Below are 25,930 nucleotides of genomic sequence, written 5' to 3' on the forward strand. Positions count from 1 at the left end.
ATGATGCAAAGAGTCAGGTTTTCAACTATTTTTATGATGCGAAAAGACATACAATACGCGCATTCTAGTAGAGCGAAAATTCATGAAGTCCCCCAAAGTCGGTTTTGTATCTTTAGGTTGTCCTAAGGCATTGGTAGATTCTGAACGTATTTTAACCCAGTTAAAGACTGAAGGTTATGACGTCGCTTCGGATTATGACGGTGCTGATTTAGTTGTAGTAAATACCTGTGGTTTCATTGAATCCGCAGTGCAAGAATCGCTAGACGCGATTGGTGAGGCGATGAGCGCGAATGGTCGCGTCATCGTAACAGGCTGTCTAGGTAAAGACGAAGACAAGATTCGCCAGATGCATCCGAATGTCCTGAAAGTGACAGGTGCAGCGGCATATAAAGATGTTATGGATGCGGTTCATCAATACGTGCCTGAACCGCCAAAACACAATCCATTTATTGATTTAGTTCCAGAGCAAGGTATCCGCCTAACACCTAAACATTATGCCTATTTGAAAATATCGGAAGGCTGCAACCATCGTTGTACTTTCTGTATTATTCCAAGCATGCGTGGTGATTTGGTCTCCCGTCCAGTTGGTTCTGTGCTTGAAGAAGCCGCAGCGCTGAAACGTGCCGGTGTTAAAGAAGTACTCGTTATCTCCCAGGATACTTCTGCTTACGGTCTGGACACCAAATACAAGCTGGATTTCTGGAACGGCCAGCCGGTGAAAACCAAATTCTATGACATGTGTGAAGCACTCGGTCAGTTGGGAATCTGGGTGCGTTTGCACTATGTTTATCCATATCCGCATGTCGATGCCGTGATTGACCTGATGGCTCAAGGCAAAATCCTGCCTTATCTGGATATTCCATTTCAGCATGCGAGTCCAAAAATTCTCAAGCTGATGAAACGTCCTGCGCACAGTGAAAACACACTGGAGCGATTGAATATCTGGCGTGAAAAATGTCCTGATCTGGTTATCCGTTCAACATTTGTGGTGGGCTTCCCGGGTGAAACCGAAGAAGACTTCCAGATGCTGCTCGATTGGCTGAAACAAGCTCAATTGGATCGTGTAGGTTGCTTTACCTATTCACCAGTTGAAGGTGCGACAGCAAACGATTTGCCAGACCACGTTCCTGAAGAAATTAAACAAGAGCGTTATGAGCGTTTCATGCAGGTTCAGCAAGAAATCTCGGCAGCCAAACTCCAAAAACGTATTGGTCAGACCATGACCGTGCTGGTAGATGATCTGGAAGAAGAATTCCCGGTGGCAGTTGCGCGTTCTTATGCAGATGCACCTGAAATTGATGGCAATGTTTTTGTGGAAGATATCGATAAAAGCGTCATTAAGGCAGGGGATTTGCTTGAAGTCGAGATTACCGATGCAGACGAGTACGATCTGTATGCAAAACTCATTTCAGTCAAATCTGCTTAAAATTTTGAATTAAAAAAATTTAAATTGAATACTTTGGAGTTTGATGATGTTGGATTCTAAAAAGCCACGCTTTGGTCGCATTCTGTTAAAGCTTTCTGGTGAAGCGCTGGCAGGCAATAAAGACATGGGAATCGATGCACAAGTGCTCGACCAGATGTCGCTTTCTATTGCGCACCTTGTGGGTTTAGGCGTACAAGTAGGTATCGTGGTCGGTGGTGGTAACCTGTACCGCGGTAGCCAGCTGCAAAAAGACGGTCTGGTTGGCCGGGTCACTGGTGATCAGATGGGTATGCTGGCAACCGTGATGAACGGTCTGGCACTACGCGACGCTTTGGTGCGCCGTAATATTAAAACCCGTTTGATGTCTGCACTGCCAATTGGTGCAGTGGTTGAGTCTTACTCGAGCCGTGATGCGATCCGTCACCTGACTCAGGGTGAAGTGTGTGTATTCGTGGCAGGTACAGGTAATCCATTCTTTACCACAGATACCGCAGCATGTTTGCGTGGTATTGAAATCGAATCAGATTTGATTTTGAAAGCCACTAAAGTCGATGGCGTATATAACAAAGATCCAAGCAAATATGACGATGCGGTTAAATATGACACTTTAACCTTTGATCAGGTGCTGGATGAAAAACTGGGTGTCATGGACTTAACTGCGATCTGTTTGTGTCGTGACCATAATGTGCCGCTACAAGTATTCGATATGAATAAATCTGGCGCATTACTTTCAGTGGTGATGGGCGAAAAAGAAGGGACTCACGTTACCAATTAATGACGTGAGCACCAAAGCACTTTATACTACGCGCTAATTTAGCAATTAACTTTTTTAGAATTAAGTAAGGAAGATCATATGATTAACGATCTTAAAAAAGACAGCGAAGACCGTATGAACAAAACTCTAGAATCTCTAGAGCATGGTTTTGCAAAAGTTCGTACCGGTCGCGCGCATCCATCTATTTTAAATAATGTGATGGTTTCTTACTATGGTTCAGACGTTCCATTGAACCAGGTGGCAAACGTTGGTGTTGAAGATTCACGCACCCTGTTGGTTCAACCATTTGAACGTTCAATGGTGGCTGCAATTGATAAAGCGATTCGTGAATCTGACTTGGGTCTTAACCCGATTTCAGCAGATGCGATCCGTGTACCTATGGCAGCACTCACTGAAGAAACACGTCGTGACATGCAGAAAGTTGCCCGTACTGAAGCAGAAAATGCGAAAGTGGCAATTCGTAACATTCGCCGTGATGTATTGGGTGATATCAAAGCTTTATTGAAAGAAAAAGAAATTTCTGAAGATGAAGAACGTCGTGCTGCTGATGAAATCCAGAAAATTACCGACAAATTTGTTGCTGAAGTTGACAAACGCTTGGCTGCGAAAGAAGCTGAATTGATGAAGGTCTAATTCATCGATGACCGCTGCTGAAGAAAACCCCTGTCTTCCGAAACATGTTGCCATCATTATGGATGGCAACAATCGTTTCGCCAAAAAAAATCAGATGCAGAAAGGTGATGGACACCGTGAAGGAAAAACGGTTCTGGATCCGATTGTAGAACACTGTAGAAAAAGAAATATCCAGGCTTTAACTGTTTTTGCCTTTTCCAGTGAAAACTGGAATCGTCCACAGTTTGAAGTCGAATTGCTCATGAAACTCCTGCTTGACACGATTCATGAGCAACTCCCCCGCATGGAAAAATTCAATATTGCCTTACGTTTTATCGGTGATCGCAGCCGTTTGTCCGCTGAATTGCAGGGACTCATGTTGCAAGCCGAACAAAGGACTGCTAATTTCAATAGTATGACACTCACTATTGCAATCAGTTATGGCGGTATGTGGGATATGGCACAAGCTGCAAAGCAAATTGCCAGTGATGTTTTAACAAATAAATTAGATCTTGATGCAATTGATACTGATGTATTTGGTCAATATGTCAGCCTCGGTGACTTACCAGCAGTTGATCTGCTGATTCGTACTGGCGGAGATTTCCGTCTGTCGAATTTTCTGTTATGGCAGGCAGCCTATGCAGAGCTTTATTTCACTGAGACGCTGTGGCCAGAATTTACCGTTGAAGAACTTGATGATGCACTTGCCGTATTTGGTGGGCGTGAACGTCGTTTCGGTAAAACATCAGAGCAGGTTCATCAGGAAAAACTTGAGAATTAATACATGTTTGAGCGGATTATAACCGCATTGGTGTTGGTAGCAGTTGTACTGAGCTGTATGTTTGCTACTGAATCACATTATCCAATGTTTGTATTGATGGTTCTTGCTGCCGGGGTTGCCGGTTATGAGTGGTTTAAACTCATGCCGCGAAAATTTAAGCAGGTCATCAAGCCCGTTGCATGGGGATATGGGGTGCTGACCGCGGCTCTATCAGCATTGGCATTGTATTTTGCTGAAGTCGCTTTGTTGTTATGGGTGGCTTCTATTATTACCTGGTTACTCAGTATTTACTGGGTCAAGTCTTATCCTGAGTATGACGGCTGGTACAATACAAGCCTAAATGGCATTGGTGTAGTGCTGATTTCTGCTGCTGTCACCGCAATTTTCTCGGTTTGGCAAAGTTCACCGTGGTGGTTGATGTACCTGTTTTTACTGGTATGGGGCGCAGACAGCGGTGCGTATTTTGTCGGCCGTAAATTCGGTAGGAAAAAGCTTGCACCAAATGTCAGCCCAAACAAATCTGTAGAAGGGCTGTATGGTGGTGTGATCACCTCAATGCTGATTGTGATTGCAGTTGCTTTGCTTTATCTGGAGATGACCTGGCCAGAACTTATTTTATTCCTGACCTTATCGGTGATCACGGTCTTCAGTTCAGTACTGGGAGATCTGTTTGAATCCATGATCAAACGACGTGCCGGTATTAAAGACTCGGGCCGTATTTTACCGGGTCATGGCGGGGTGCTGGATCGTATTGATTCTTTGCTTGCTGCAGCTCCAATCTTTGCGGCAGGTATTGCTGTTCTAAAACTTATTGGTGTAGATTTATAAATGTCACAAGCGGTTTGTATACTGGGTGCTACAGGTTCTATTGGTCAAAGTACTTTAAAAATCTTGCAGCGACATCCTGAAGCGTACTCGGTTTTTGCTGTAACCGCGCAAAGTCGTATTGCTGAACTGGTCAAGATTTGCCAGCAATACCGCCCTAAAGTGGCGGTGGTGCCTGCGGCAAAAGTGGATGAGTTTTCAAAACTCCTTCAGCAACATGGTCTGGCTGATATTGAAATTCTGCAAGATGAAGCCGGTTTAATTGCTGTGGCTGAACATGCGGATGTCGATATTGTCATGGCTGCCATTGTCGGTGCTGCCGGATTGTTGCCGACACTGGCTGCAGTAAAAGCAGGCAAGCGCGTACTGCTGGCCAATAAGGAAGCTTTGGTGATGTCCGGTGACCTCATGATGCAGGCTGCACGCGATCATGGTGCATTGTTGCTTCCGGTGGATTCCGAACACAATGCGATTTTCCAGTGTTTACCACAGCACTATTTTGAGGCAGAGCGTCATGGCAAGCCCAAGCTGGGTGTCTCGCAAATTTTGTTAACTGCATCTGGTGGGCCGTTTCTTAATCATAGTCTACAACAGCTTGAAGATGTGACGCCTGCACAGGCCTGCAAGCATCCCAACTGGTCAATGGGCCAAAAAATTTCGGTCGATTCAGCGACTTTAATGAATAAAGGTCTGGAATTGATCGAAGCCTGTCATTTGTTTGCAGTTCAAGAACAATTTGTTACAGTCGTGGTGCATCCACAGAGTATTATTCACTCCATGGTTCAATATGTAGATGGTTCAACTTTGGCACAAATGGGTAATCCGGATATGGGCACACCTATTGCACATGCATTGGCATGGCCTGAGCGAATCAGTACGCATGTACCAGCCTTAGATCTGTTTATGCACTCGCAGCTTAACTTTCAGGAACCGGATGTGATTCGTTTTCCTGCATTAAAGTTGGCGCGTCAGGCGATGCAGAGTGGCGGGATTGCACCCACGATTTTAAATGCGGCCAATGAAATTGCAGTTGACGCATTTTTACATCAGCAAATTAGGTTTACCCAAATTCCTCAAGTGGTTGAGCATGTCCTGAATCAGATGGACAATCAGCCGGCAAATGATCTGGAGGCTATCTTGCAGGCAGATCAAATGGCACGAGGTTTATCACAGCAGTATGTTGTGAATAAAGGAAGTTAAGACATGAACGCCTTGTTTATTATTGCAGCCGCAATCCTGTTACTCGGTCCCTTAATTGCGATTCATGAGTTTGGTCACTATATTGTGGCGCGTAAACTGGGCGTTAAAGTGTTGGTCTATTCGATTGGTTTTGGACCAACGCTGTTAAAGTGGACCTCAAAAAAATCCGGCATTCAATATCAGCTATCCGCCTTACCTTTAGGCGGTTACGTGAAAATGCTGGATGAACGTGAAGGCAATGTTGCTGAACAAGACTTGCCCAAAGCATTTAACCGTCAGCATCCCTGGAAACGGATTGCCATTGTGGCAGCGGGACCATTGATCAACCTCATTCTTGCGGTGCTGTTATTCTGGGTGCTGTTTTTACCGGCACAAGAGCAGCTGAATACCCGGGTCGGTAAAGTTTTACCAGATACGCCGGCTGCAACAGTACAAATGCAGCCGGGTGACAAAATTGTTGCTGTGGACGGGACTCCAGTCGAAACCTGGGAAAAACTGAGTTATGCGCTGGTGGATCGTGTGGGTGAAACCGGCGTAGTGTCTATTCAGGCAGAACGTGCCGGGGAAAACAAGCTGTTCCAGTTACCGATTCGGGACTATTTAAAAGACCAGAGTCAATCTCCGTTAGACAGTCTGGGCTTCTTGCCTTATCGACCGGAAATTCCGGCTGTGATTAGCAAGCTGACTGAAGATGGTGCAGCAATTCGCCAAGGCCTGAAGCAAGGTGACAAAATTCTGGCCATTGATGGTGTCCAGATGAAAGACTGGTTTGATGTGGTACAAATCGTACAGGCATCACCAGAAAAGTTATTGAAGATGGATGTATTGCGCGAAAACCAGGTGGTGCAACTTGAAGTGATGCCACAGGGCAAGCGTGACAATATGGGTAATGTCACGGGTATGCTCGGTGTACAAAGTGATCCGGGTAAAATCTCGATTCCCGCAGAATATAAGCAGACCATTCACTACAATCCAGCTGAAGCACTGGTGATGGCATTTGATAAAACTGCGCACTTATCTTCGATGATTCTGAACTCGATTGTCAAAATGGTACGTGGCATGATTGGACTGGATAACTTATCTGGACCGATCACCATTGCCAAAGTCGCAGGACAAAGCGCGGAAATGGGTTGGGAAACTTTTATTTCCTTTATGGCGCTAATGAGTGTAAGTTTAGGAATATTAAATCTACTGCCGATTCCAATGCTTGATGGCGGACATCTGGTTTACTATTTTGTTGAATTAATTCGTGGTAAACCTGTTTCCGAACAAATACAATTGGTTGGACTGAAAATTGGTATGGTACTGCTCGGCAGTATGATGCTTCTGGCATTATTTAATGATTTTATGCGTTTATAACAACGTAGATGGAATAAATTAACAGCGGAAAAGACTGGCATGCAGCACACACATTTATTTATGCCTCTGGCACTCGTTAGTGCAATGGCAGTAGCACAACAAGTATATGCAGCAGATGAATTCATTGTACAAGATATAAAATTTGATGGATTAGTGCGTTTAACTCCTGAGAATGTATATGGCCTCGTGCCAATTAACAGTGGTGATCGGGTCAATGATCCGGTCATTGCCAATGCAATTCGCAGTTTATATGCATCAGGCTTATTTGATGACATCAAAGCTGTTCAGCAAGGCAATACTCTAGTTTTTCAGGTGGTAGAGCGCCCAGTCATTTCGAAAATCGAACTGAAAGGCAATAAGCTGATTCCAAAGGAAGCACTTGAAGATGGCCTGAAAAAAATGGGTCTGGCTGAAGGTGAAGTGCTGAAAAAATCTGCTTTACAGACAGTCGAAACCGAGCTTGAACAGCAATACATGCAGCAAGGTCGCTATGATGCAGATGTTACCGTCACGACGACAGCAAGACCGAATAACCGAGTTGAATTGCTGATTGATTTTATTGAAGGTAAAGCCGCAAAAGTTTTTGATATCAATATCATTGGCAATACTGTTTTCAAAGAATCAGATATTAAGCAGGCATTTGCTGTTAAAGAAAGTAGCTGGAACTCGGTGATTTCACGTAATGACCGTTATGCACGTGAAAAAATGGCTGCAAGCCTTGAAGCATTGCGTGCTATGTATCTGAACCAAGGTTATATTAACTTTAATATTACCAATTCCAGTTTGAACTTGAGTGAAGATAAAAAGAATGTCTTTATTGAAGTGTCTGTAGATGAAGGCGAGCAATTTAAATTTGGTCAAACCAAATATTTAGGTGATGCACTTTATCAGACTGAAGAATTGCAAGCCTTACAGCTGTTTAAAGAAGGTGAAACTTATTCGCAAGAAAAAGTAAATGTGGTTAAGCAGCTATTACAGCGTAAATATGGTAATGCTGGTTATTATTATGCAGAAGTGAATATTGTTCCTCAAATTAATAATGAAACCAAACAGGTTGATTTAAATTACTACATTAACCCAGGTCAGCAAGTTACAGTACGACGTATTAATTTTACCGGTAATACCAAAACTGCAGATGAAGTATTGCGTCGTGAAATGCGCCAGATGGAAGGTGCTTTAGCCAGTAATGAAAAAATTGACTTGTCTAAAGTCCGTCTGGAACGTACCGGGTTCTTTAAAACAGTCGATATCAAGCCTGCACGTATTCCGGGTTCACCGGATCAGGTCGATCTAAATGTCGCAGTAGAAGAACAGCATTCAGGTACCAGTACCTTGGCAGTGGGTTTCTCGCAAAGTGGCGGTGTGACGTTCCAGGCAGGTTTAAGTCAAACCAACTTCCTGGGCACTGGTAATAGTGTATCGATCGACTTGTCGCGTTCTGAAACCCAAGATTATTATAACCTGAGTGTGATGGACCCGTACTTTACCATTGATGGTGTACGTCGCGGTTATAACCTTTACTATCGTAAGACCAAACTCGATGATGACTATAACGTCAACAACTATGTGACAGACAGTCTAGGTGGCGGAATTAACTTCGGTTATCCAATTGATGAAAACCAGAGTGTTAGCTTAGGTCTAACGGTTGACCAGACTGATGTAACGACCGGACCTTATGTCTCTACTTATGTTGCGGATTATCTAGAACGAAATGGCGGTAGAGAGACACGAAGTGGTGAATATTGTCCGGCTCAAATTGAGACACAAACAGGTAATTGTGTAGATGCTGAGGGTAATCCAGTTAGTACAACTACGTATGGTCAAGAGTTTAAAGGTGAGTTCTTTACCTATAACCTGAATTTAGGCTGGTCATATAATACTTTAAACCGTCCAATGTTCCCGACACGGGGTATGTCACATCGAGTGAATGGTGAAATTGCATTACCAGGCAGTGATGTTGAATACCAGAAGCTGACTTATGATGCTCAGGCCTTCTTCCCATTAGGTAAAGACTTTGTGCTGCGCGGTTATGGTAAGTTAGGCTATGGTAATGACCTGCCGTTCTATAAGAACTTCTATGCCGGTGGTTTTGGTTCAGTACGTGGTTTTGAAAATAGTACCTTAGGACCTAAATATCCGGGCGTGTATTTCTCTGATATTGGTCAAAACGATCCGTCTCCGGAAGAAGTGGGTGGTAATGCATTAGTTCAGTTTGGTACTGAACTGGTACTGCCTGTACCATTTAAAGGCGATTGGGCACGTCAGGTTCGTCCGGTCATCTTTGCCGAAGGTGCTCAAGTTTTTGATACTCAGTGTGATGTGTCAAGTGAAAACATTTTCGTAAATGGTGCTTCAGTAAATGGAAAACAATACTGTAAAGACAACTTCGGTTTCGATGCAGACAATATGCGTTATAGCGTCGGTGCGGGTTTCACCTGGATTACCATGATTGGACCATTGTCACTGAGCTATGCTTATCCGTTGAATAAGAAAGACGGTGATGAAACTAAAAATATCCAGTTCGAAATTGGCCGTACTTTCTAAGATTATTAGCTAATCCTGAATATAGATTTTGCTCATGAAGTTGCGAGGCTTTATGAGCAAATTTTTTTGAATGAGTAAGAATATGAAAAAAATGATCATGGCGATGAGCCTGGCTTTGGCAAGTGTTGCACCTTTGACTCAAGCAGCTGGTATTGGTGTGATTGACTTGGAGCGTGTAGTCGAAGGCAGTACTTATCTGAAACAGCAAAACACGGCATTTCAGCAAAAAATTCAGCCACAAACCAGCAAGATTGAACAACTCAGTAAAGAGCTGGAAGCTTTGCAGCAACGTGCTCAGTCTAATACCAAACTGAGCGATGCTGAAAAGCAGAAGATGTCTACGCAATATCAGGCCAAATTTCAGGAATTGAATCAGTTGCAACAATCTGTGCAGAATAATGTTCAAAGTTCGATTCAGCAGATTCGGACGGTATTTGATGCACGTGTAAAGCAAATTGCTGAACAATTGCGTAAAGAAAATAACCTGGATGTGGTTTTAAATAAAAATTCAGCACTTGCTTATGATGCTAAATATGATTTAACTGATAAAATGATTCAAAAGGTTAATGCAATTAAGTAATCAATGAATCATCAACAGCTTCAGTTAGCTGACCTTGCTCGCCTGGTTCAAGGCGAGTGCGTAGGTCAGGCAGATTTGCGTTTGAGCGCTTTGGCCAGTCTTGAGCATGCGACATCGCAAGATTTGGCATTCGTCAATGCAGACAAGTATGTAGAGCAAGCCAATCAAAGTCGGGCAGCTGCTTTAATTGTCACGGCTGAACTGAAACAACAAATAACGTCACATCAAAACTTTATTGTTGTTGCAAATCCTTATCTGGCTTTTGCGATCCTGACCCATGTATTTGAGAAAAAAAATACCCAGCGTGGTATCGAAAGTACTGCTCAAATTCATCCTTCAGCGATCATCGCCGATGATGCGTATATTGGACACTATGTGGTGATTGGCGAGCATTGTGTTGTGGGCGCCAATACCGTTATTCAGCCTCATGTACATGTCGATAATGATGTGGAAATCGGTCAGGACTGTTTTATTGATGCGCATGTGACGCTGACGGGTGGCGCCAAAATTGGCAATCGCGTTCGTATTCATGCCAATACCGTGATTGGCAGCGAAGGTTTTGGTTTTGCACCTTATCAAGGTAAATGGCATCGTATTGCCCAGCTTGGTTCTGTGCGTATTGCTGATGATGTGCGTATCGGGTCAAACTGTAGTATAGACCGCGGTGCATTGGATGATACGATTTTGCAACAGGGTGTGATTATTGATAATCTTGTGCAAATCGCGCATAACGTCAAGATTGGTGCCAATACCGCACTCGCAGCAAAATGCGGAATCGCCGGAAGCACTACAATTGGCAAAAACTGTGTATTTGCAGGTGCGGTGGGGGTAGTAGGCCACATTAATATCGCAGATAATGTCACAATTACTGGCATGTCAATGGTGACAAAAAATATTTCTGAGGCGGGCAGTTATTCTTCTGGCACACCTATGTTGGAAAGTTTGCACTGGAAACGTGCTGCTGTGCGTTTTAAACAATTAGCAGATGTGCCATTGACCCAGGTGATGAAACGACTAGATCATATGCAATCTCAAATTGAGTCCATTGAATCAACATTTAAGTTGCGTAAATAATTATGATGACAGAGTCGAATTTGCCTACATTCACGAAACCTGAATTGCCAATGAATATTCAAAAGATTCGTGAATATTTGCCCCATCGTTATCCATTTTTATTGGTTGATCGCGTGGTCGAGATTACCGAAAATGGCATTGTTGGTTATAAAAACGTCTCAATTAATGAAGAGTTTTTGCAAGGCCATTTTCCGAATTATCCAATTATGCCGGGTGTGCTGATTGTTGAAGCACTGGCACAAATCTCGGGAATCTTGGGTTTTGTGATGAACAATGAAACACCAAGTGCGGGTTCATTGTTCCTTTTTGCCGGTGCGGAGAAGGTTAGGTTTAAAAAACAGGTGGTTGCAGGCGATCAATTGGTATTAAAAGCTGAATTGGTGATGCAAAAGCGCGGCATTTACAAATATAATTGTATTGCCACTGTAGATGGCGTCGTCGCAACAACCGCGGAAATTATGGTTTCGCATCAAAAAGTCGAGCAGGCATGAGCAATAATCCCCTTATTCATCCAACTGCCATTATTGACGCATCAGCAGTCATCGCTGCTGATGTAGAAATTGGTCCATACTGTATCATTGGGCCAAACGTCACTATTGGTGCGGGTAGCAAACTTCATTCACATGTAGTGGTGGGTGGCTATACGCGTATAGGTGAATATAATGAAATTTTCCAGTTCGCCAGTGTGGGCGAGGTTTGTCAGGATCTTAAGTATGCCGGTGAAGAAACCTGGCTTGAGATTGGCGATCACAACAAGATCCGTGAGCATTGTAGTTTGCATCGTGGTACCGTTCAGGATCAGGGTTTAACCAAGATTGGTAGTCATAATCTTCTAATGGTCAACACCCATATTGCCCATGACTGCATGGTCGGTGATCACAATATCTTTGCCAATAATGTCGGTGTGGCTGGACATGTTCATGTCGGGGATTATGTGGTCATTGGTGGAAACTCAGGGATTCATCAATTCTGCAAGATTGACTCTTATAGCATGATTGGCGGAGCATCACTGATTTTGAAAGATGTGCCGGCCTATGTGATGGTGTCAGGTAATCCTGCGCACGCTTTTGCTATGAATATTGAGGGAATGCGTCGTAAGGGCTGGTCTAAGGCCATAATTGACGGTTTGCGTACTGCCTTTAAACTGATTTATAAATCAGGTTTAACCACTCAGGAAGCAATCGAGCAGATTCGTAAAGATATCTTGCCGGAAGTTGCCGAAGCACAACGTTTGATTGATTCTCTTGAACAATCCAAGCGTGGTATTGTGCGCTAAAATATTTCAAGTAAAAAAAGACACCTTTAAGGTGTCTTTTTTATTGCTGAATTAAGGGTTATCTAGAAGATTATTACTTAAAAAATTTAGCTTCTTCAGATTGCGGGTAATTACTGAGTAATTTGTTCTTGTACTGGGTGGCAATGGCCGGTTTTTGCTCGACGTCCTTGCTAATGTTATGCAGTTGATAAAGCGCACGCGAAGCACGGGTCGACTTTGGATAGCGGTCTGCCACAATGGTGTAATTGCGTTTTGCTTCTTCAAAATTTGGCGGATCGATGGCCAGATTGAATTCTGCTAACCAGAAATAGGCATTGCTGATATACACACTATTCGGATTGTTTTTAATAAAGTTCTGCATGGGTGCAATGGCTTTGGCTGCACCGCCATTTTTATAGGCATCTAAGGCTACTGTATAGGCTGCTTTGTCCAGCTCGGTGGGCTGTTGTCCGCTGCTCGCTGTATTGATCTCATTCGCATTTAAACTGGGAGAACTATCCTGTGGGTTGTCCTCCGTTGGGTTTTCTTCAGCCGGTTCAATTTTTTGCTGTAACAGTTCCAGGCGCTGATCGAGATCGGCATAGCGATTGGTCAGTTCGCTTTTCAGTTGGGCAATTTCATTTTCCTGTTCTTCCATTTTGCCGCGCAAGATCCGCAGATCACTTTCCAGTTGCTGGTTTTTTTGCATAATCTGCCAGCTGGTATTGGTTTGCACAGGTGTCGATACGCCGGCAGAACTCGCAGACTGGGTATTCATTGACGCTTGATTGGCAGTCTGGCTCAAGCCACGCGATTCAATTGGAATATTGGCAAATAGCGGTGTGGTAAAGAGTGCTGTCACTGCACACAATACGGTCTTTTTAAACATCATAAAATTTCCATAATTCTTTGTGAGATACGTATCCGCTGCTCATCTTTTAAAGAAGATCATTCATATACATTGCACACATTAAAAACGGCATTTTTAGAAATTGCAACAAGGTTTTACAAAGATCATGCGAATCTGGGTGTTGATGGATTGATTGTGAAGATCGCTTGAAAATCAGCAGAAATATTAATATTGTTTTTAAAATAATCAAACGGATAGCTTGATGGATTATTTTAAGGAACAAAGCTTGCAACTTGATTAAAAATCTCTATACTCTGTTTTTGTAATGGTAGCCCTGCTGGTTACTTCGCAATTGTACTCTATGAACCCCGCCAGGACCGGAAGGTAGCAACGGTAATAGAACTATGATGTGCCGGAGCTTTGCTGGTAGGGTTGCCACCATATTTTTAAATAATAAAAACATTTTATCCCAGCCTATTAATCTCAAAGCTCACTTCTAATATCAGCTAATTTTTAATATTTTATTATCCCGATAATTCGTTCTGCTAGCGAACTGATTTTCTCATTTTAAGATCAATCTGCAAACACTTTTGTAGTGGGTCTATTAATGAATCTGAATACAAATTAATCTTCCACTTTACGGTTAATCGCCTTAATAATCGTATCCATTTCAAAACCACGGTACATCAGAAAACGGATCTGTTTGGCCTTGAGCTTCGGATCTTTAGTAACTTCCGCCCCATATTTTTTGACTTTCAGCGCATAGGCTTGCTGCACCCAGTCAGTTTCTTTCAGTTCTTCTGCGATTAAAGCCGTATCAACTTTCTTGTTTTTTAATTTCATTTTAATCTGATTGGGGCCTTTGCCTTTACGCTTTTGGCTCGACAGCATGGTTTCTGCGACACGCTGATCACTCTGATAATTCTCTCGTGATAATTCTTCAACTAATTCCAGCACTTCATCGCGATCCTCTGCATATAGGCATAGCTTCTCGATCAGTTCGGCTTTGGCATATTCCTTGCGGGTCAGTACGGCAAAGGCATACGAACGCAAACGCGAGCCAGTTAAGCCCGGTTTTTTCTTTTCATCATCAGGGGGATCAAACAGGCGCTCTTCTGAGTCGAAAGTGGGTTTTTGTTTCAATGTGTTTTGCTGGGTCGCTTGATCATCAGCATCGCCAAATTGCTGTTTTAAAGTTTCATAATCGAGCAGTTTGCTGAATTTTGCCTCTGACATCTTTCTCTCGCATTTTATCATCTACCCATAATAACAAAACGCCCCGTAGGGCGCTGTGTCGTGATGTTTAAAGACTAGGCAAATAATAGATTAGGCATCTAAAAGATCTGCTTCTTCTTTATTATCTTCTTCAGTGATCACGGCTTTGGTCAGCAGTTGCTCGCGAATCAGCTTTTCAATGGTTTGTGCCATTTCTTTATGCTCTTCCAGATAACGGATGGTATTGTTCTTACCTTGGCCAATTTTGTCGCCTTGATAAGAATACCACGCACCGGCTTTCTGCACGATTTCTTGCTGTACAGCAAGATCGATCAATTCACCTAGATGGTTCACGCCTTTGCCGTACAGAATCTGGAACAGCGCTTCTCTAAATGGAGGTGCCATTTTGTTTTTCACGACTTTGACTTTGGTTTCAGAACCAACGATCTCGTCACCTTCTTTCACCTGACCAATACGACGGATGTCTAGACGTACAGATGCATAGAACTTCAATGCGTTACCGCCAGTCGTGGTTTCCGGGCTACCGAACATGACACCAATCTTCATACGAATCTGGTTAATGAAGATCACCATACAGTTGGAACGCTTGGCATTACCGGTGATTTTACGCAGTGCCTGGCTCATCAAACGGGCTTGCAGACCCATATGCGAGTCACCCATTTCGCCTTCAATTTCCGCACGTGGCGTTAGAGCAGCTACAGAATCGACCACGATCATGTCAATTGCACCAGAGCGTACCAGCATATCTGCGATTTCAAGTGCCTGTTCACCGTGATCGGGCTGCGATACCAGCAGGTTATCAATATCTACGCCAAGTTTACGCGCATATTGCGGATCAAGTGCATGTTCGGCATCGATAAATGCACATGTACCACCGGCTTTTTGACATTCTGCAATTGCTTGCAGGGTCATCGTGGTTTTACCTGATGATTCAGGACCATAAATCTCGACGATACGGCCCTTCGGTAGGCCACCAATACCGAGTGCGATATCCAGGGTTAAAGAACCTGTAGATACTGCTTCAACAGCCTGAACGGTATTGTCACCAAGACGCATGACTGTATTTTTACCAAACTGTTTTTCAATCTGGCTTAAGGCAGCATTAAGCGCCTTGTTTTTATTCTCATCCATCTTACAACCTCAATACGATGTCACTCAGTTAGTACTCAAGTGGATGTCTTAAATTAGAGCTTTGTTCCACAGGCGTATAGTGACAGAATTTTCCCTAGTGTTCTATCAATGTCAGCGCATGTACGACACATTCTGACGCTTGAATTTAATCGTCATTATACGACCATGACTGATCAAAACTCTGACTATTTTCATTTTTAAATTTACTGATATCCCGGCGATCTTTCTTGCTTGGACGATGATCGGGACGAGCTAGATTATGCAACTTTCTTTGTGAGGTAATCAATTCCCGTCGAGCAATACTGACTTCGGTTTCTTCATACAGTTTTTGTGCCACAGGTGCAGGGCCGCGAACATCAGAAAGTTCTTTCACCAGGACGGTTTTCTTGTCGATGCCTTGCTGAATCGTCAGTTCCATGCCAACACGGACTTCGCGTGATACTTTGACACGTTCACCATTGTGGTGGACTTTACCACCTTCAATTGCATGTTTGGCAATGGAACGGGTCTTGAAAAACCGTGCTGCCCAAAGCCATTTGTCTATACGCATGCCTACCGCATCTTCGGGTAAAGACGATTTACGCATATTTTTTCTCTACCTCAGCCTGATTTAAATAAGTGATTAAATCTGTTAATTGGTGCAGCATCGGATAATTGCAAGTCTCGCGTGCGACTTTGGCCGAGGAGGGGTGCTGGATACTGAACAGGTTTTCAATCCCGTAGGCTTTGGCACCATTCAGGACTTTTTCGGTATCATCAATAAAATAAGCATGTTGCGGATCGAAGGGATGCATGGCATTCAAGCCTTGCCAGAATTCAACAAATTCTTTAGCATGCCCAATCGTTTCTGAACTGACAATCACATCAAAATAATGGCTTAAATTTAAGTGATCCAGTTTAAAGGCCAGTCCGGCACAATCGGCATTGGTGGCCAGCCAGATCGGGTAGCCATTCGTTTTCAGATAATCCAGTAATTCGAGACAATACGGGCGTAAGGCGACTTTGTCTTTATGTTCAATCTGCATCGCCAGAACATCAACTTCGACTTTAGCCGTCCAGAAGCGTGAGGAGTACCAGTTTAGGGTATGATTATGTTCCTGATAGAATGCGGAGAGGGTCGCCTGACTGTGTTCCATGCTACAGCCATGTGTGGCAGCATAACGCACAGGCAGCAACTCATTCCAGATGAAATCATCGTAGGCAAGATCAAGTAAAGTTCCATCCATATCGAAAATTATGGTAGGTTTTTCAGAGCATTTTGACATATTTAGGTTTTCTATGTTTAAAGCAATAGCAGCACCACAAGATCCGATGATTTTGCAGTTTGTGCCCATTTTGACACAAGCCTGTGAAATTTTGCGAGAAGAATATCAGCGTTATTGTTCTGGTGCGGCTTTTGATGTCATCCAAAAAAATGATAATTCTCCGGTAACTCAGGCAGACTTAAGGGTCAATACTTTTCTAACTCAGGCTTTGGTAGATATTTCAGACCTGCCTTTATTGTCAGAAGAGGGCCAAGAACATGAGCGTCGTTCATGGCCAGAATTCTGGTTATTAGATCCGCTAGACGGCACCAAGGAGTTTTTGCATCAGCGGCCTGAATTCACCATCAATTTGAGTTTGGTTCGTGGAAGTTTGACGACTTTTGCCATATTGGCAGTACCAGAACAGCAAATGATTTATTTCTGTGCAGAGCAGGGGCTACCTTATAAATATGACCTTCAGCGAGATACGTGGTTTGGCTATGAAGCAGCGCCAACAGACCAAAGAATTGCGATTGGTCTGAGTCAAAGTAGCCAGCAGAAACCGAAATATGTCGACTATTTACAGCATCTGGCCAAACTTACCGAATATACAGAGTTCAAAGCGGGCAGCGCCTACAAGTTTTGTATGATGCTGGAAGATCAGGTGGATATCTATCCACGTTTTCATCCGACTTCGGAATGGGACACTAGTGCTGGTCAATGTATGCTGGAACGGATTGGTGGTGGTTTGGTCGATTTAAAAGGACGGCCATTTATTTATAATCATCGCGATACCTTGCTCAATGGCGGATTTATTGCCTATAAAAATAATAATATGAAAAATATTGCATTACAGGCGGTGGCTGACATGCAGGCCGAGCATTGAGCAAAATCCTGAGCATGGTATAGTGATGATTAACTCATTACCAATCCAGTTGGCTGTCACGTGTCCCTGAAACTGCTTCCACCGAGTATGTTAAGTGCAATTGATTTATTGCCTGATGTACAGACGCCTGTCACCTTATTCACACGCCATTCGGTTCGTGAAGATGTTCCGGGTCAAGGTCTGGCAGGTTATGACCTGCAATTGACTGGTCAGGGGCGGGATCTGGCACAGGAATGGGGCGCTTATCTGGCTGATCAGACAGATCGTGTAATTCATCACTGTATTTCGAGCCCGATCCAGCGCTGTATTGATACTGCTGCGCTCATGATTGAAGGTGCGGATGCGGTTACCCCTGAGCAGAATACCCATCGTATTGAAATTATCGAACAGGGATTGCTGGTCGAGCCGGGCAGTTTTGTGCTGGATATTCAAAAAGCCGGTCCTTATTTTGCCAAGCAGGGCGCTCTCGGTTTTGTGAACAGTTTTGTGAATAATGCCTTGCCGGGGATGAAACAGCCGATTCATGGTGTGGTGGATGTGCTGGAACTGATTTATAACACCCATCCGCAAAATAAGTATGGGCTGAGTCTGGCGGTCAGTCATGACACGATTCTGGCAGCGATGATTGCCGTAATGTCCGGGCGTCAGGACATCAGCCGAGAAGACTGGCCTAAAATGATGGAAGGTCTGTTTGTCTGGTTCGAGGGCGATGTTTTTCTGGAATCAAAACTGAAATGGATCTGGCGTGGTCAGGTACATGAGCTGGATATTGCTGATTTTAAGCGTTCCCAGTAATTTTAATTCAATAGGTATTCATTTATCATAAAGGAAGCCCAATCGTAGATATGATTGGGCTTTTTACATATAGGTCTGTTTTTTTCTAAATATTGGCTTTTAAACGCTGAGGATAGGCATTGAGATCAAGCAGGTCACCTGTATCATTCAGCGGCCAAAGAGGACTATTGACTGGAACCTGTTGCTGATGAATGCGACTATATTTGTCGGCGGCGATCAGTGTTGCGATGTCATGTTCCGGAAGGCTGTAAGCTGCAACGACTTGTTGGGGATAGCTGGTGCGTATATAAAAATCTACTTCATTTTCACCGTTATATCGGGCAAAGATATATTCTACTGCGGGCAAATACACACCATAGCCTAACCAGGCATCTACGCCTTGAGATGCCTGAAGTTCAGCAGTGCCTTTCATATTGGAAATCACCCGGCCTAAAATGTCTTTTTCACCTTGGGTCTTAAAGTATTCAATATATTGCTGTTCGATTGCTAGAAACTTCTCTAAAGATGGTAAATATTTTGTAATCATGGTTTTTATTCCCTTCACAGCCAGCAAAATAGTGACAAGCTTAAAATTATAGTGATGTAAGCAATATGATTTAGAATACCATAATTTTTATATGGGATTGTATCAGAGTAAAAAATTGAAAATAAAAATGAGAAAAATACAGAATCAGTTTTTAGCAGACACAAAAAAAGCCCTAAAAAGGGCTTTTTTCATTGCAACAAATTAGTTAGCTAATGCTTTAACTTGTGCGTTCAAGCGGCTCTTGTGACGAGCTGCTTTGTTTTTATGGATGATGCCTTTGTCAGCCATGCGGTCGATTACTGGAACAAGCGTTTTGTACGCTTCAGTAGCAACAGCATAGTCATTAGTGCCGATAGCAGCTAATGTACGTTTAAGATAGGTACGAACCATAGAACGCAAGCTTGCGTTGTGTTTGCGTGCTTTAACGTTTTGACGAGCACGTTTTTTAGCTTGAGCAGAGTTTGCCACTCGTGCACTCCTTGAAATAGATTGGTCTGGGCGGGCTGAAACTCAACTGAAAACCATCATCAGAGGAATTATCACCAGCCCGTAAACAAGTGCCATATTTTGATTAAACTGAGCACCGAAGTCAAGTCTTGACATGCTTTGACAACATTTTAGATGCAGAAAAATTCTAAAGAAAACGTTAGATTAGTATTCTACCTAGGAGATCGTATAAAAAATGACTAAATCGCTGATTCATCCCATCGTCATAGGTGCCACCGGTTTGGTGGGAAAACAACTCTTAAAACGTCTGCAAGACGAGCCAACTTGCCAGCAGATTACTGCAGTGGTCAGAAAATATCAAAATGATCTGGATAGTTTGGATAAAGTCCAGCAATTGGTACTTGAAGATTTCCTGATGCTGAATGATCAGGATGTCAGCGAGCACAGTCACGGTTTTAGCTGTTTGGGCAGTACCATGAAACAAGCCGGATCCAAGCAGGCCTTTTATAATATTGATTATACCATTAATGCCCATTTTGCCGAATTGCTGCAACAGACTTCAGCGCATTACTTGCTGTTGAGTGCGATGGGCGCCAACTCCCAGTCTCATTTTTATTATAATCAGGTTAAAGGCCAGCTAGAAGAATATGTACAGACCTTGAGTCTGGATAAAATCAGCCTGATTCGCCCTTCATTATTAATTGGCGAACGTCCCGAGCAGCGTTTTTTGGAGGATGCCGCACAGCAGGTTTATCATAAAATATCGCGTTTTATTCCGGATGGTTTTGCTTATAAGCCAGTGACAGCCGAGCAGGTAGCTCATACTATGGTCGAGGCCGCGCTGACTCAGACGGTAAAATTTGAAATTTATGATAATTTACGCATACAAAAAATGAAATGAGGGGAAACACCGTGTCTACAGCAGTATTTGTCACCTGTGACTTATTAGATGATCATCCGGAATTAGAGCTTCAAGTGGTGACACCTTGTCTTGACGGTAAATTTTTTAAGAGTTATGGCGCCCGTAAAACCTTTGGCGGTCAGATTGTGACGGTGAAATGTTTTGAAGATAACTCCCGGGTGAAAGAGTTACTGGCCACAGGTGGAACAGGCAAGGTACTGGTGGTCGATGGCGGTGCATCGATGCGCTGTGCCTTGATGGGTGACCTGATTGCGGAATCTGCGGTCAAAAATCACTGGAATGGTGTGATTATTTATGGTTGTGTGCGTGATGTCGATGCGATTGCTGAATTAGACCTTGGTGTACATGCATTGGCGGCTATTCCACAGAAGAGCAATCGCAAGGGCGTGGGTGAGGTGGATATCACCCTCTGTTTTGGTGGAGTCACGTTTAATGCTGGCGATTATGTCTATGCAGACAATAATGGCATTGTGGTCTCTAAAACAGCCTTAGTGGCTTAATTGGCCAAGTGTTACATTAAAGAATAACAACAAAACTGATCTATACCGCGAAAGACAGGATGCTTACATTCTGTCTTTCAGTTGAATAAAACAAAAACAGGAAAATATTATGTTGGGTCATCAAATTAAAGTTGCACAAGCTTTGGCCTCTGCAGTCGCTCAAGGTGGACGTGGCATGGTCGGTACACCATTTCCGAATCAGCCTGAAAAAGCCTTAAAGCTCTATGAATATGAGGGTTCGCCATTTTGTCGCCGGGTGCGTGAAGTCATGACTTTGCTGAATCTGGATTATGAAGTCTATCCATGTCCACGGGGTGGTACTCATTTTCGTCCCGAAGTTCAGCAATTAGGCGGAAAACTCCAGTTTCCATTTCTGGTAGATGAAAATACGGGCGATCGACTTTATGAATCGCAAGATATTATTCATCATCTGTTCAAGCACTATGGCAAAACAGGCAAGACACCCAAAAAATATGCTCACTATCCCAAAATTCCGGTGGCTGCAATTGCTGGCACGGTCATCAACGGTTTACGCGGAGGAATGGTGAATCCCAAGATCAAGGATCGGCCAACACCTGAACAGTTACTAGAATTATGGGGTTTTGAGGCCAGTCCTTATACCCGGATCGTACGTGCCGTTTTGAGTGAGCTGGAAGTTCCCTTTATTTTTCACAATGTCGCCAAAGAACGCTGGCAGGATTATGGGCCAGCCAAGTTGCGCTTAAGACCAGGGAAATATGAACCACTACCAGGCGGGAAGCGTGAACATTTATTTGAAATGATGGGAAATAATATTCAGGTTCCTTATCTGGTCGATCCAAATACAGGCGTGAATATGTTTGAATCAGCTGAGATTGTAAAATATTTAAAACAGCAATACGGCGCCGCTTAAAATATTCAGCCTATTAAAATTCTAAAATTGTGCTTAAGAAATGCCATTCACTGCGTAGATGGCATTTTTTATGCTGGTTTTAAGCAGACGGTATTTAGAATATCCCTATGAGGCTAGAAAGAAATAGCATAAAAATGAAATAAATCATGATTTTTAGAGTTTTTTTGGTTATATTTTACTCTTCAAGGTAACATAACAATAAATATAAGGGGCGTGCTTATGACAGCACTAGAGGCAGTCTTGCCAGTACCTGTATTAATCGTTGAAGATGAGTATGTCATTCAACGACGTTTAAAAATTATATTAACCAATTTGGGCTATAGCGAAGATGTTCTGCTCTTTGCCAATAATCTTAAAGAAGCATATTTCATTTTAAAACAACAGCCGATTTCACTGGCATTGGTCGATTTGGGGCTGCCAGATGGGAGTGGGATTTCGATTATTGAAAAAATTCGCGAAAATGACGCACAAACTCTGATTTTGGTGGTTTCGGCCTGGAGTACGCAAAACAGTTTATTTACTGCAATTCAGGCGGGTGCCACCGGTTATGTATTAAAAGAACGCGATGATGTGGAGGTCACTTTGGCGATCCGCAGTATTTTACGGGGTGGCGCGCCAATTGATCCTTTTATTGCGCGGGAAATTCTCAAGCAGATTTCTATACCTGCTTCATCACCACCAGTCGAACGCAACCATTCGGATGCCGAGCAGGAAGTGCTGACCCATCGGGAAAAAGAAATTCTGTCACTGGTCGCACAAGGCCTGAGTAATCGAGAGATTGCCGAGCAACTTTGTGTGTCACGTTATACCGTCGAAAGTCATATCAAGCATATTTACCGGAAACTGTCCGTCAGTCGGCGTACCAAGGCAGTCAGTACCGCACGGCATTTAGGAATTCTGTGATGCATCCAGCTCGTTCTGGAAGCAGGCAGCGACAGAGATTGCAATGGATCGGTATTTTGCTCTTTTGCTGCTGGCTGTGTCTGTTAAGTGGTATGAGTCAGGCGCAAGACCATTTTCAGGTCAATGATCTCTGTGATGTAAAGATTGACTACATTCAAAAGGTTCAGGTGCAAAATCCTAGCCAGATGCCTGCATCTGGCTGGCAAAGTGTCAGTTTACCGGATAACTGGCAGCGTAATTGGAAAGATTATCATGGTGGGGCCTGGTATAAAATTGTTTGGAACTGGTCATGCCAAGACAATATTCGTCTTGCAGAACCGATTGCCTTTTCCATTGATTATATTAATTCGGCCGGCGCCGTGTTCCTGAATGGTGATTTACTCTGGTCAGATCAACACCTGCAAGAGCCATTGTCAAAAAGTTGGAATATGCCGCGTTACTGGATTTTGCCCATCAGTGGCTTAAACAAGGACAGCAATGAAATTCTGGTTTATGTACAGGGTTATAGTTTTCAGAACGCCGGACTGGGTAAAATTGAATTTAATAATGTGCTGGTCAATAGCCAGAAGCATTTAGGCGAAATCTGGGATCGCCGCACGCTGTTTCAGATGAATATGATTTTCTCAGCAATGATTGGGATCATCTGCTTCATTGTCTGGCAATTTCGACGTTCAGAAACCACCTTTGGCTGGCTGGCACTCAGTTCATTCCTATGGATTCTGTTTATTTCCAATATGCTGACCACAGAAAGCTTTCCGTTTCGCTCCAGCATCGCGGCCAGCAAAGCCAATATGCTTTGTTTTATTGCCTATATCCACTGTTTTAGTCTGTATTTGATCCGCTTTTTAAAACAGAGATTTAAATATGTGGAGCGGGGATTTATCCTGATCACGCTTTTATTTGCTCTGCTGATTGTGATGAGTTCCTTGGATTATCTGGGGCAGGTACTGGGCACAGCATTTATTTTCTATGTGGGATTATTTATAAGCTGTATTATTTATGTGAGCTATCAGGCACTGAAAACCCGCAATGGGGAATATCTTTTCCTGATGCTGTGTCTGTGGGGGATTTTGTTATGTGTAATCGTAGATCTGATCATTTTAAGTCAAACGGCAATTAGTGATTTTTCACCTTTATCACCCTATACCTCACCAATTATTACCCTGTTTGTGGTACTGATTATGGCCACGCGGTTGAATCGTAATGTCAGGAAAATCGAAAAATTTAATAGCCAGCTAGAACGTAAAGTCCAGCAGGTCGGCGCTGATCTGAATAAAAGCCTGAACGATAAACATCAACTGGAGCTGGATAATGTCCGCTTACAGGAGCGGATTAACTTATCGCATGAACTGCATGATGGGCTAGGAGGCTCGATTGTGCGCTCTATGATTCTGGTCGATCAGAGTACTGACAGCATTCCCAACCGACAGTTTCTTTCCATGCTGAAATTGCTCAGAGATGATCTCAGACAAATCATTGATAGTGGTTCGTCTATCGAAAATAAAGTACCGGAAACCCCACTACTCTGGATTGCCCCGGTACGTTATCGTTTTACCCAGTTGCTGGAAGAGATAAATATTGAGGTTGAATGGTTATTTCCAAAAGTCTGGCAGCGTGAACCGACCGCATTGCAATGTTTGACCCTGATTCGGGTGGTCGAAGAAAGTCTGACCAATATCATTAAGCACAGTCAGGCCAGTCAGGCGAAAGTCAGTCTGGAATATTTTCTGCCACATCAACTCACTTTAAGTATTCAGGACAATGGCGTTGGGTTTGATGCTGAAATAGTGCAAAAAAATGGTCTGAGTATTGGGATGCGCAGCATGAAAATGCGGGTCGAACGTATGGGAGGCGTGTTTCAGATTGAGTCTGAGAAAGGGCATACAGTGATTCAGGTCGTATTGGAGCTCTATCAACCCTAATCTTTGCAAATAAAAAGAGGATTATTTAATCCTCTTTTTATTTGGCTTTAGCTTAGAATTAGTCTTGTTCTGCTGGCGGAACCAGCATCAGTACCGCATCATTTAATAATGCCGCGACATCTTCCAGAATATCTTCATCAGCGAAGTTTTCATCCAGCAATATGATTTCACCGTCTGCAAGCTGCTTGAGTTTTGTGCTAAATGCCTCAGAGATTTCAATCCCTTCACCATTGGCCCAGAACAGAACATCGCCGTCTGCTTCGGTGTAGAGCAGGCGTGAAGCCGGTTCGAGCATCAGGCTATAACCCTGATCCAGTGCTTCTTCCAGATCACCTGTGCCGATTTCTTCCGCTTCCGGAAGGTTCTCTGGATATTTGGGTTCTGACATTAAAGTCATAATGGCATCTTCTAAAACATTCGAATTATGCAGTTGCTGCATGATCTGTTCTTTTAGATATTCCAGCTCATTGCCGCTGACTTCACCAATGGCCCCGACTTGGTCACGAATAATATCAACCAGTGGATTGCGTAAACTTTCATTCTCAGAAAATTTATCACCGACACGATCCATCATATCGCTCACATTTGGCATACGAAAGCCAAAGGAAAAGGTTAGACAATCATCTTCTGCAACGCCGTAATGCGCCAAACCAGGTGGCACATACAGCAAGTCGCCAGGTGCCAGAACTTCGTCAAAATTCACCTCAATTTCAGGCAATAATTTCAGTGGCTGACCCGGAACCAATGCAGTTTCGGCATCACACATTTGTCCGAGCTGCCAGCGACGATGCCCGTAGCCTTGTACCAGAAAGACATCGTAAAAATCAAAGTGCTTTCCTACAGAGCCGCCTTGAGGTGCATAAGACACCATGATGTCATCGCGGCGCCATTGCGGAATAAACGGGAACTTTTTCCACATTTCCGACAGGTCAAATGAATAATGATCTACCGCCTGAACCAAAAGTGTCCACAGCTTGGGCATTTTCTGAAAATCAGCTTTAAGTAAAGGCGAAGATTTCACGCTCCACTGATTCGGATCACGGTCTTTTTGCTTGATTAAACGCGCAGTGACATGTTCCTCAAGCGCAAGTTCCATCACGTCATCAGGTTCAAGCAGATTGGCGATTTCAGGCATCGCATTACGCACCAGTAACGGTTTTTTTTGCCAGTATTCACTCAAAAATTGTTCAGCGGTGATTCCGCCTAAAACGTCTAAAGGTTGAGACATAGATTACAGCCTGAATT

At 43.4% G+C, this 25,930-nt stretch carries 27 protein-coding genes and 1 other RNA gene; 20 read left to right on the plus strand and 8 right to left on the minus strand.

Translation table 11 applies throughout. The features are described 5' to 3' along the window. Positions 1-82 precede the first annotated feature (82 nt). The 12 genes from rimO to lpxA all read left to right on the plus strand — a co-directional run bounded on the left by rimO (position 83) and on the right by lpxA (position 12,452). Positions 83-1,426 (plus strand): 30S ribosomal protein S12 methylthiotransferase RimO, encoded by a 1,344-nt coding sequence (rimO, locus tag FTV48_RS08670; protein WP_005096703.1) that lies wholly within the window; start codon positions 83-85, stop codon positions 1,424-1,426. A gap of 46 nt (positions 1,427-1,472) precedes the next feature. Continuing rightward, the gene (gene pyrH / locus FTV48_RS08675) at positions 1,473-2,201 is read left to right on the plus strand and encodes a UMP kinase (RefSeq protein ID WP_004279886.1); all 729 of its coding nucleotides are present in this window, start codon (positions 1,473-1,475) and stop codon (positions 2,199-2,201) included. 78 nt (positions 2,202-2,279) lie between these two features. Then, on the plus strand, positions 2,280-2,834 hold the full coding sequence (gene frr, locus FTV48_RS08680; RefSeq protein ID WP_005096705.1) for a ribosome recycling factor: 555 nt from the start codon (positions 2,280-2,282) through the stop codon (positions 2,832-2,834). Between the two features lie 7 nt (positions 2,835-2,841). Further along, positions 2,842-3,594, plus strand: coding sequence for a polyprenyl diphosphate synthase (gene uppS / locus FTV48_RS08685; protein ID WP_005096706.1), 753 nt, complete (start codon positions 2,842-2,844; stop codon positions 3,592-3,594). Between the two features lie 3 nt (positions 3,595-3,597). After that, entirely contained in the window at positions 3,598-4,422 is an 825-nt protein-coding gene (locus tag FTV48_RS08690; RefSeq protein WP_100355039.1) for a phosphatidate cytidylyltransferase, read from the plus strand. Continuing rightward, positions 4,423-5,619 (plus strand): 1-deoxy-D-xylulose-5-phosphate reductoisomerase, encoded by a 1,197-nt coding sequence (gene ispC / locus FTV48_RS08695; protein WP_180000036.1) that lies wholly within the window; start codon positions 4,423-4,425, stop codon positions 5,617-5,619. It abuts the gene before it with no gap. A gap of 3 nt (positions 5,620-5,622) precedes the next feature. Then, the gene (gene rseP / locus FTV48_RS08700) at positions 5,623-6,978 is read left to right on the plus strand and encodes an RIP metalloprotease RseP (protein ID WP_180000038.1); all 1,356 of its coding nucleotides are present in this window, start codon (positions 5,623-5,625) and stop codon (positions 6,976-6,978) included. Positions 6,979-7,062: 84 nt separating this feature from the next. After that, the gene (gene bamA, locus FTV48_RS08705) at positions 7,063-9,522 is read left to right on the plus strand and encodes an outer membrane protein assembly factor BamA (protein WP_370982084.1); all 2,460 of its coding nucleotides are present in this window, start codon (positions 7,063-7,065) and stop codon (positions 9,520-9,522) included. 82 nt (positions 9,523-9,604) lie between these two features. Next, the gene (locus FTV48_RS08710; RefSeq protein ID WP_005096711.1) at positions 9,605-10,102 is read left to right on the plus strand and encodes an OmpH family outer membrane protein; all 498 of its coding nucleotides are present in this window, start codon (positions 9,605-9,607) and stop codon (positions 10,100-10,102) included. A 3-nt stretch (positions 10,103-10,105) separates the two neighbouring features. Then, the gene (gene lpxD, locus FTV48_RS08715) at positions 10,106-11,176 is read left to right on the plus strand and encodes a UDP-3-O-(3-hydroxymyristoyl)glucosamine N-acyltransferase (RefSeq protein ID WP_180000040.1); all 1,071 of its coding nucleotides are present in this window, start codon (positions 10,106-10,108) and stop codon (positions 11,174-11,176) included. Between the two features lie 5 nt (positions 11,177-11,181). Beyond that, positions 11,182-11,667, plus strand: coding sequence for a 3-hydroxyacyl-ACP dehydratase FabZ (gene fabZ, locus FTV48_RS08720; RefSeq protein WP_171063349.1), 486 nt, complete (start codon positions 11,182-11,184; stop codon positions 11,665-11,667). After that, the gene (gene lpxA, locus FTV48_RS08725; RefSeq protein ID WP_074382858.1) at positions 11,664-12,452 is read left to right on the plus strand and encodes an acyl-ACP--UDP-N-acetylglucosamine O-acyltransferase; all 789 of its coding nucleotides are present in this window, start codon (positions 11,664-11,666) and stop codon (positions 12,450-12,452) included. The genes fabZ and lpxA overlap by 4 nt, the downstream gene beginning before the upstream one ends. A 73-nt stretch (positions 12,453-12,525) precedes the next feature. On the opposite strand, the gene FTV48_RS08730 is transcribed toward lpxA, so the two are convergent. Further along, a complete protein-coding gene (locus FTV48_RS08730; protein WP_074382857.1) occupies positions 12,526-13,323 on the minus strand; it encodes a YbgF trimerization domain-containing protein in 798 nt (265 codons plus the stop codon). Positions 13,324-13,616: 293 nt separating this feature from the next. On the opposite strand from FTV48_RS08730, the gene ffs reads away from it, so the two are divergent. Continuing rightward, positions 13,617-13,713, plus strand: an RNA gene (gene ffs / locus FTV48_RS08735) — signal recognition particle sRNA small type. A 192-nt stretch (positions 13,714-13,905) separates the two neighbouring features. On the opposite strand, the gene FTV48_RS08740 is transcribed toward ffs, so the two are convergent. The 4 genes from FTV48_RS08740 to FTV48_RS08755 all read right to left on the minus strand — a co-directional run bounded on the left by FTV48_RS08740 (position 13,906) and on the right by FTV48_RS08755 (position 16,913). Then, complete coding sequence (locus tag FTV48_RS08740; RefSeq protein WP_180000042.1) at positions 13,906-14,517, minus strand: regulatory protein RecX; 612 nt, start codon at positions 14,515-14,517, stop codon at positions 13,906-13,908. Between the two features lie 90 nt (positions 14,518-14,607). Then, complete coding sequence (recA, locus tag FTV48_RS08745) at positions 14,608-15,648, minus strand: recombinase RecA (RefSeq protein WP_005096717.1); 1,041 nt, start codon at positions 15,646-15,648, stop codon at positions 14,608-14,610. Positions 15,649-15,793: 145 nt separating this feature from the next. After that, entirely contained in the window at positions 15,794-16,234 is a 441-nt protein-coding gene (locus tag FTV48_RS08750; RefSeq protein WP_005096718.1) for an RNA-binding S4 domain-containing protein, read from the minus strand. Next, positions 16,227-16,913 (minus strand): HAD-IA family hydrolase, encoded by a 687-nt coding sequence (locus tag FTV48_RS08755; protein ID WP_034608527.1) that lies wholly within the window; start codon positions 16,911-16,913, stop codon positions 16,227-16,229. The genes FTV48_RS08750 and FTV48_RS08755 overlap by 8 nt, the downstream gene beginning before the upstream one ends. Before the next feature lie 13 nt (positions 16,914-16,926). On the opposite strand from FTV48_RS08755, the gene FTV48_RS08760 reads away from it, so the two are divergent. Both FTV48_RS08760 and FTV48_RS08765 read left to right on the plus strand, forming a co-directional pair. Further along, complete coding sequence (locus tag FTV48_RS08760; RefSeq protein WP_180000044.1) at positions 16,927-17,778, plus strand: 3'(2'),5'-bisphosphate nucleotidase CysQ; 852 nt, start codon at positions 16,927-16,929, stop codon at positions 17,776-17,778. Positions 17,779-17,838: 60 nt separating this feature from the next. Next, positions 17,839-18,573 (plus strand): phosphoglycerate mutase family protein, encoded by a 735-nt coding sequence (locus FTV48_RS08765; RefSeq protein WP_034608526.1) that lies wholly within the window; start codon positions 17,839-17,841, stop codon positions 18,571-18,573. Between the two features lie 85 nt (positions 18,574-18,658). Here the strand turns inward: FTV48_RS08765 and FTV48_RS08770 are convergent, their stop codons facing one another. Further along, positions 18,659-19,099 carry a hypothetical protein gene (locus FTV48_RS08770; protein WP_180000046.1) on the minus strand — a complete coding sequence of 147 codons (441 nt, stop codon included), beginning with the start codon at positions 19,097-19,099 and terminating at the stop codon, positions 18,659-18,661. 201 nt (positions 19,100-19,300) lie between these two features. Further along, a complete protein-coding gene (rpsT, locus tag FTV48_RS08775; protein ID WP_005171172.1) occupies positions 19,301-19,567 on the minus strand; it encodes a 30S ribosomal protein S20 in 267 nt (88 codons plus the stop codon). Between the two features lie 214 nt (positions 19,568-19,781). Between rpsT and FTV48_RS08780 the strand changes: the two genes are divergently transcribed. The 5 genes from FTV48_RS08780 to FTV48_RS08800 all read left to right on the plus strand — a co-directional run bounded on the left by FTV48_RS08780 (position 19,782) and on the right by FTV48_RS08800 (position 24,685). Then, positions 19,782-20,447, plus strand: coding sequence for an NAD(P)H-binding protein (locus FTV48_RS08780; RefSeq protein WP_100357128.1), 666 nt, complete (start codon positions 19,782-19,784; stop codon positions 20,445-20,447). Positions 20,448-20,458: 11 nt separating this feature from the next. Continuing rightward, entirely contained in the window at positions 20,459-20,968 is a 510-nt protein-coding gene (gene rraA / locus FTV48_RS08785) for a ribonuclease E activity regulator RraA (RefSeq protein ID WP_180000048.1), read from the plus strand. Positions 20,969-21,077: 109 nt separating this feature from the next. Then, positions 21,078-21,860 carry a glutathione S-transferase N-terminal domain-containing protein gene (locus FTV48_RS08790; RefSeq protein WP_074382852.1) on the plus strand — a complete coding sequence of 261 codons (783 nt, stop codon included), beginning with the start codon at positions 21,078-21,080 and terminating at the stop codon, positions 21,858-21,860. Positions 21,861-22,079: 219 nt separating this feature from the next. Beyond that, positions 22,080-22,763, plus strand: coding sequence for a response regulator transcription factor (locus FTV48_RS08795; protein WP_005096728.1), 684 nt, complete (start codon positions 22,080-22,082; stop codon positions 22,761-22,763). Beyond that, on the plus strand, positions 22,763-24,685 hold the full coding sequence (locus FTV48_RS08800; protein ID WP_180000050.1) for an ATP-binding protein: 1,923 nt from the start codon (positions 22,763-22,765) through the stop codon (positions 24,683-24,685). The genes FTV48_RS08795 and FTV48_RS08800 overlap by 1 nt, the downstream gene beginning before the upstream one ends. Before the next feature lie 58 nt (positions 24,686-24,743). Here the strand turns inward: FTV48_RS08800 and FTV48_RS08805 are convergent, their stop codons facing one another. Next, positions 24,744-25,913 (minus strand): cupin domain-containing protein, encoded by a 1,170-nt coding sequence (locus FTV48_RS08805; protein ID WP_180000052.1) that lies wholly within the window; start codon positions 25,911-25,913, stop codon positions 24,744-24,746. Positions 25,914-25,930 lie beyond the last annotated feature (17 nt).

It is taken from the genome of Acinetobacter sp. YH18001 (genome assembly GCF_013416975.1).
GTDB classification, from domain to species: domain Bacteria; phylum Pseudomonadota; class Gammaproteobacteria; order Pseudomonadales; family Moraxellaceae; genus Acinetobacter; species Acinetobacter pseudolwoffii.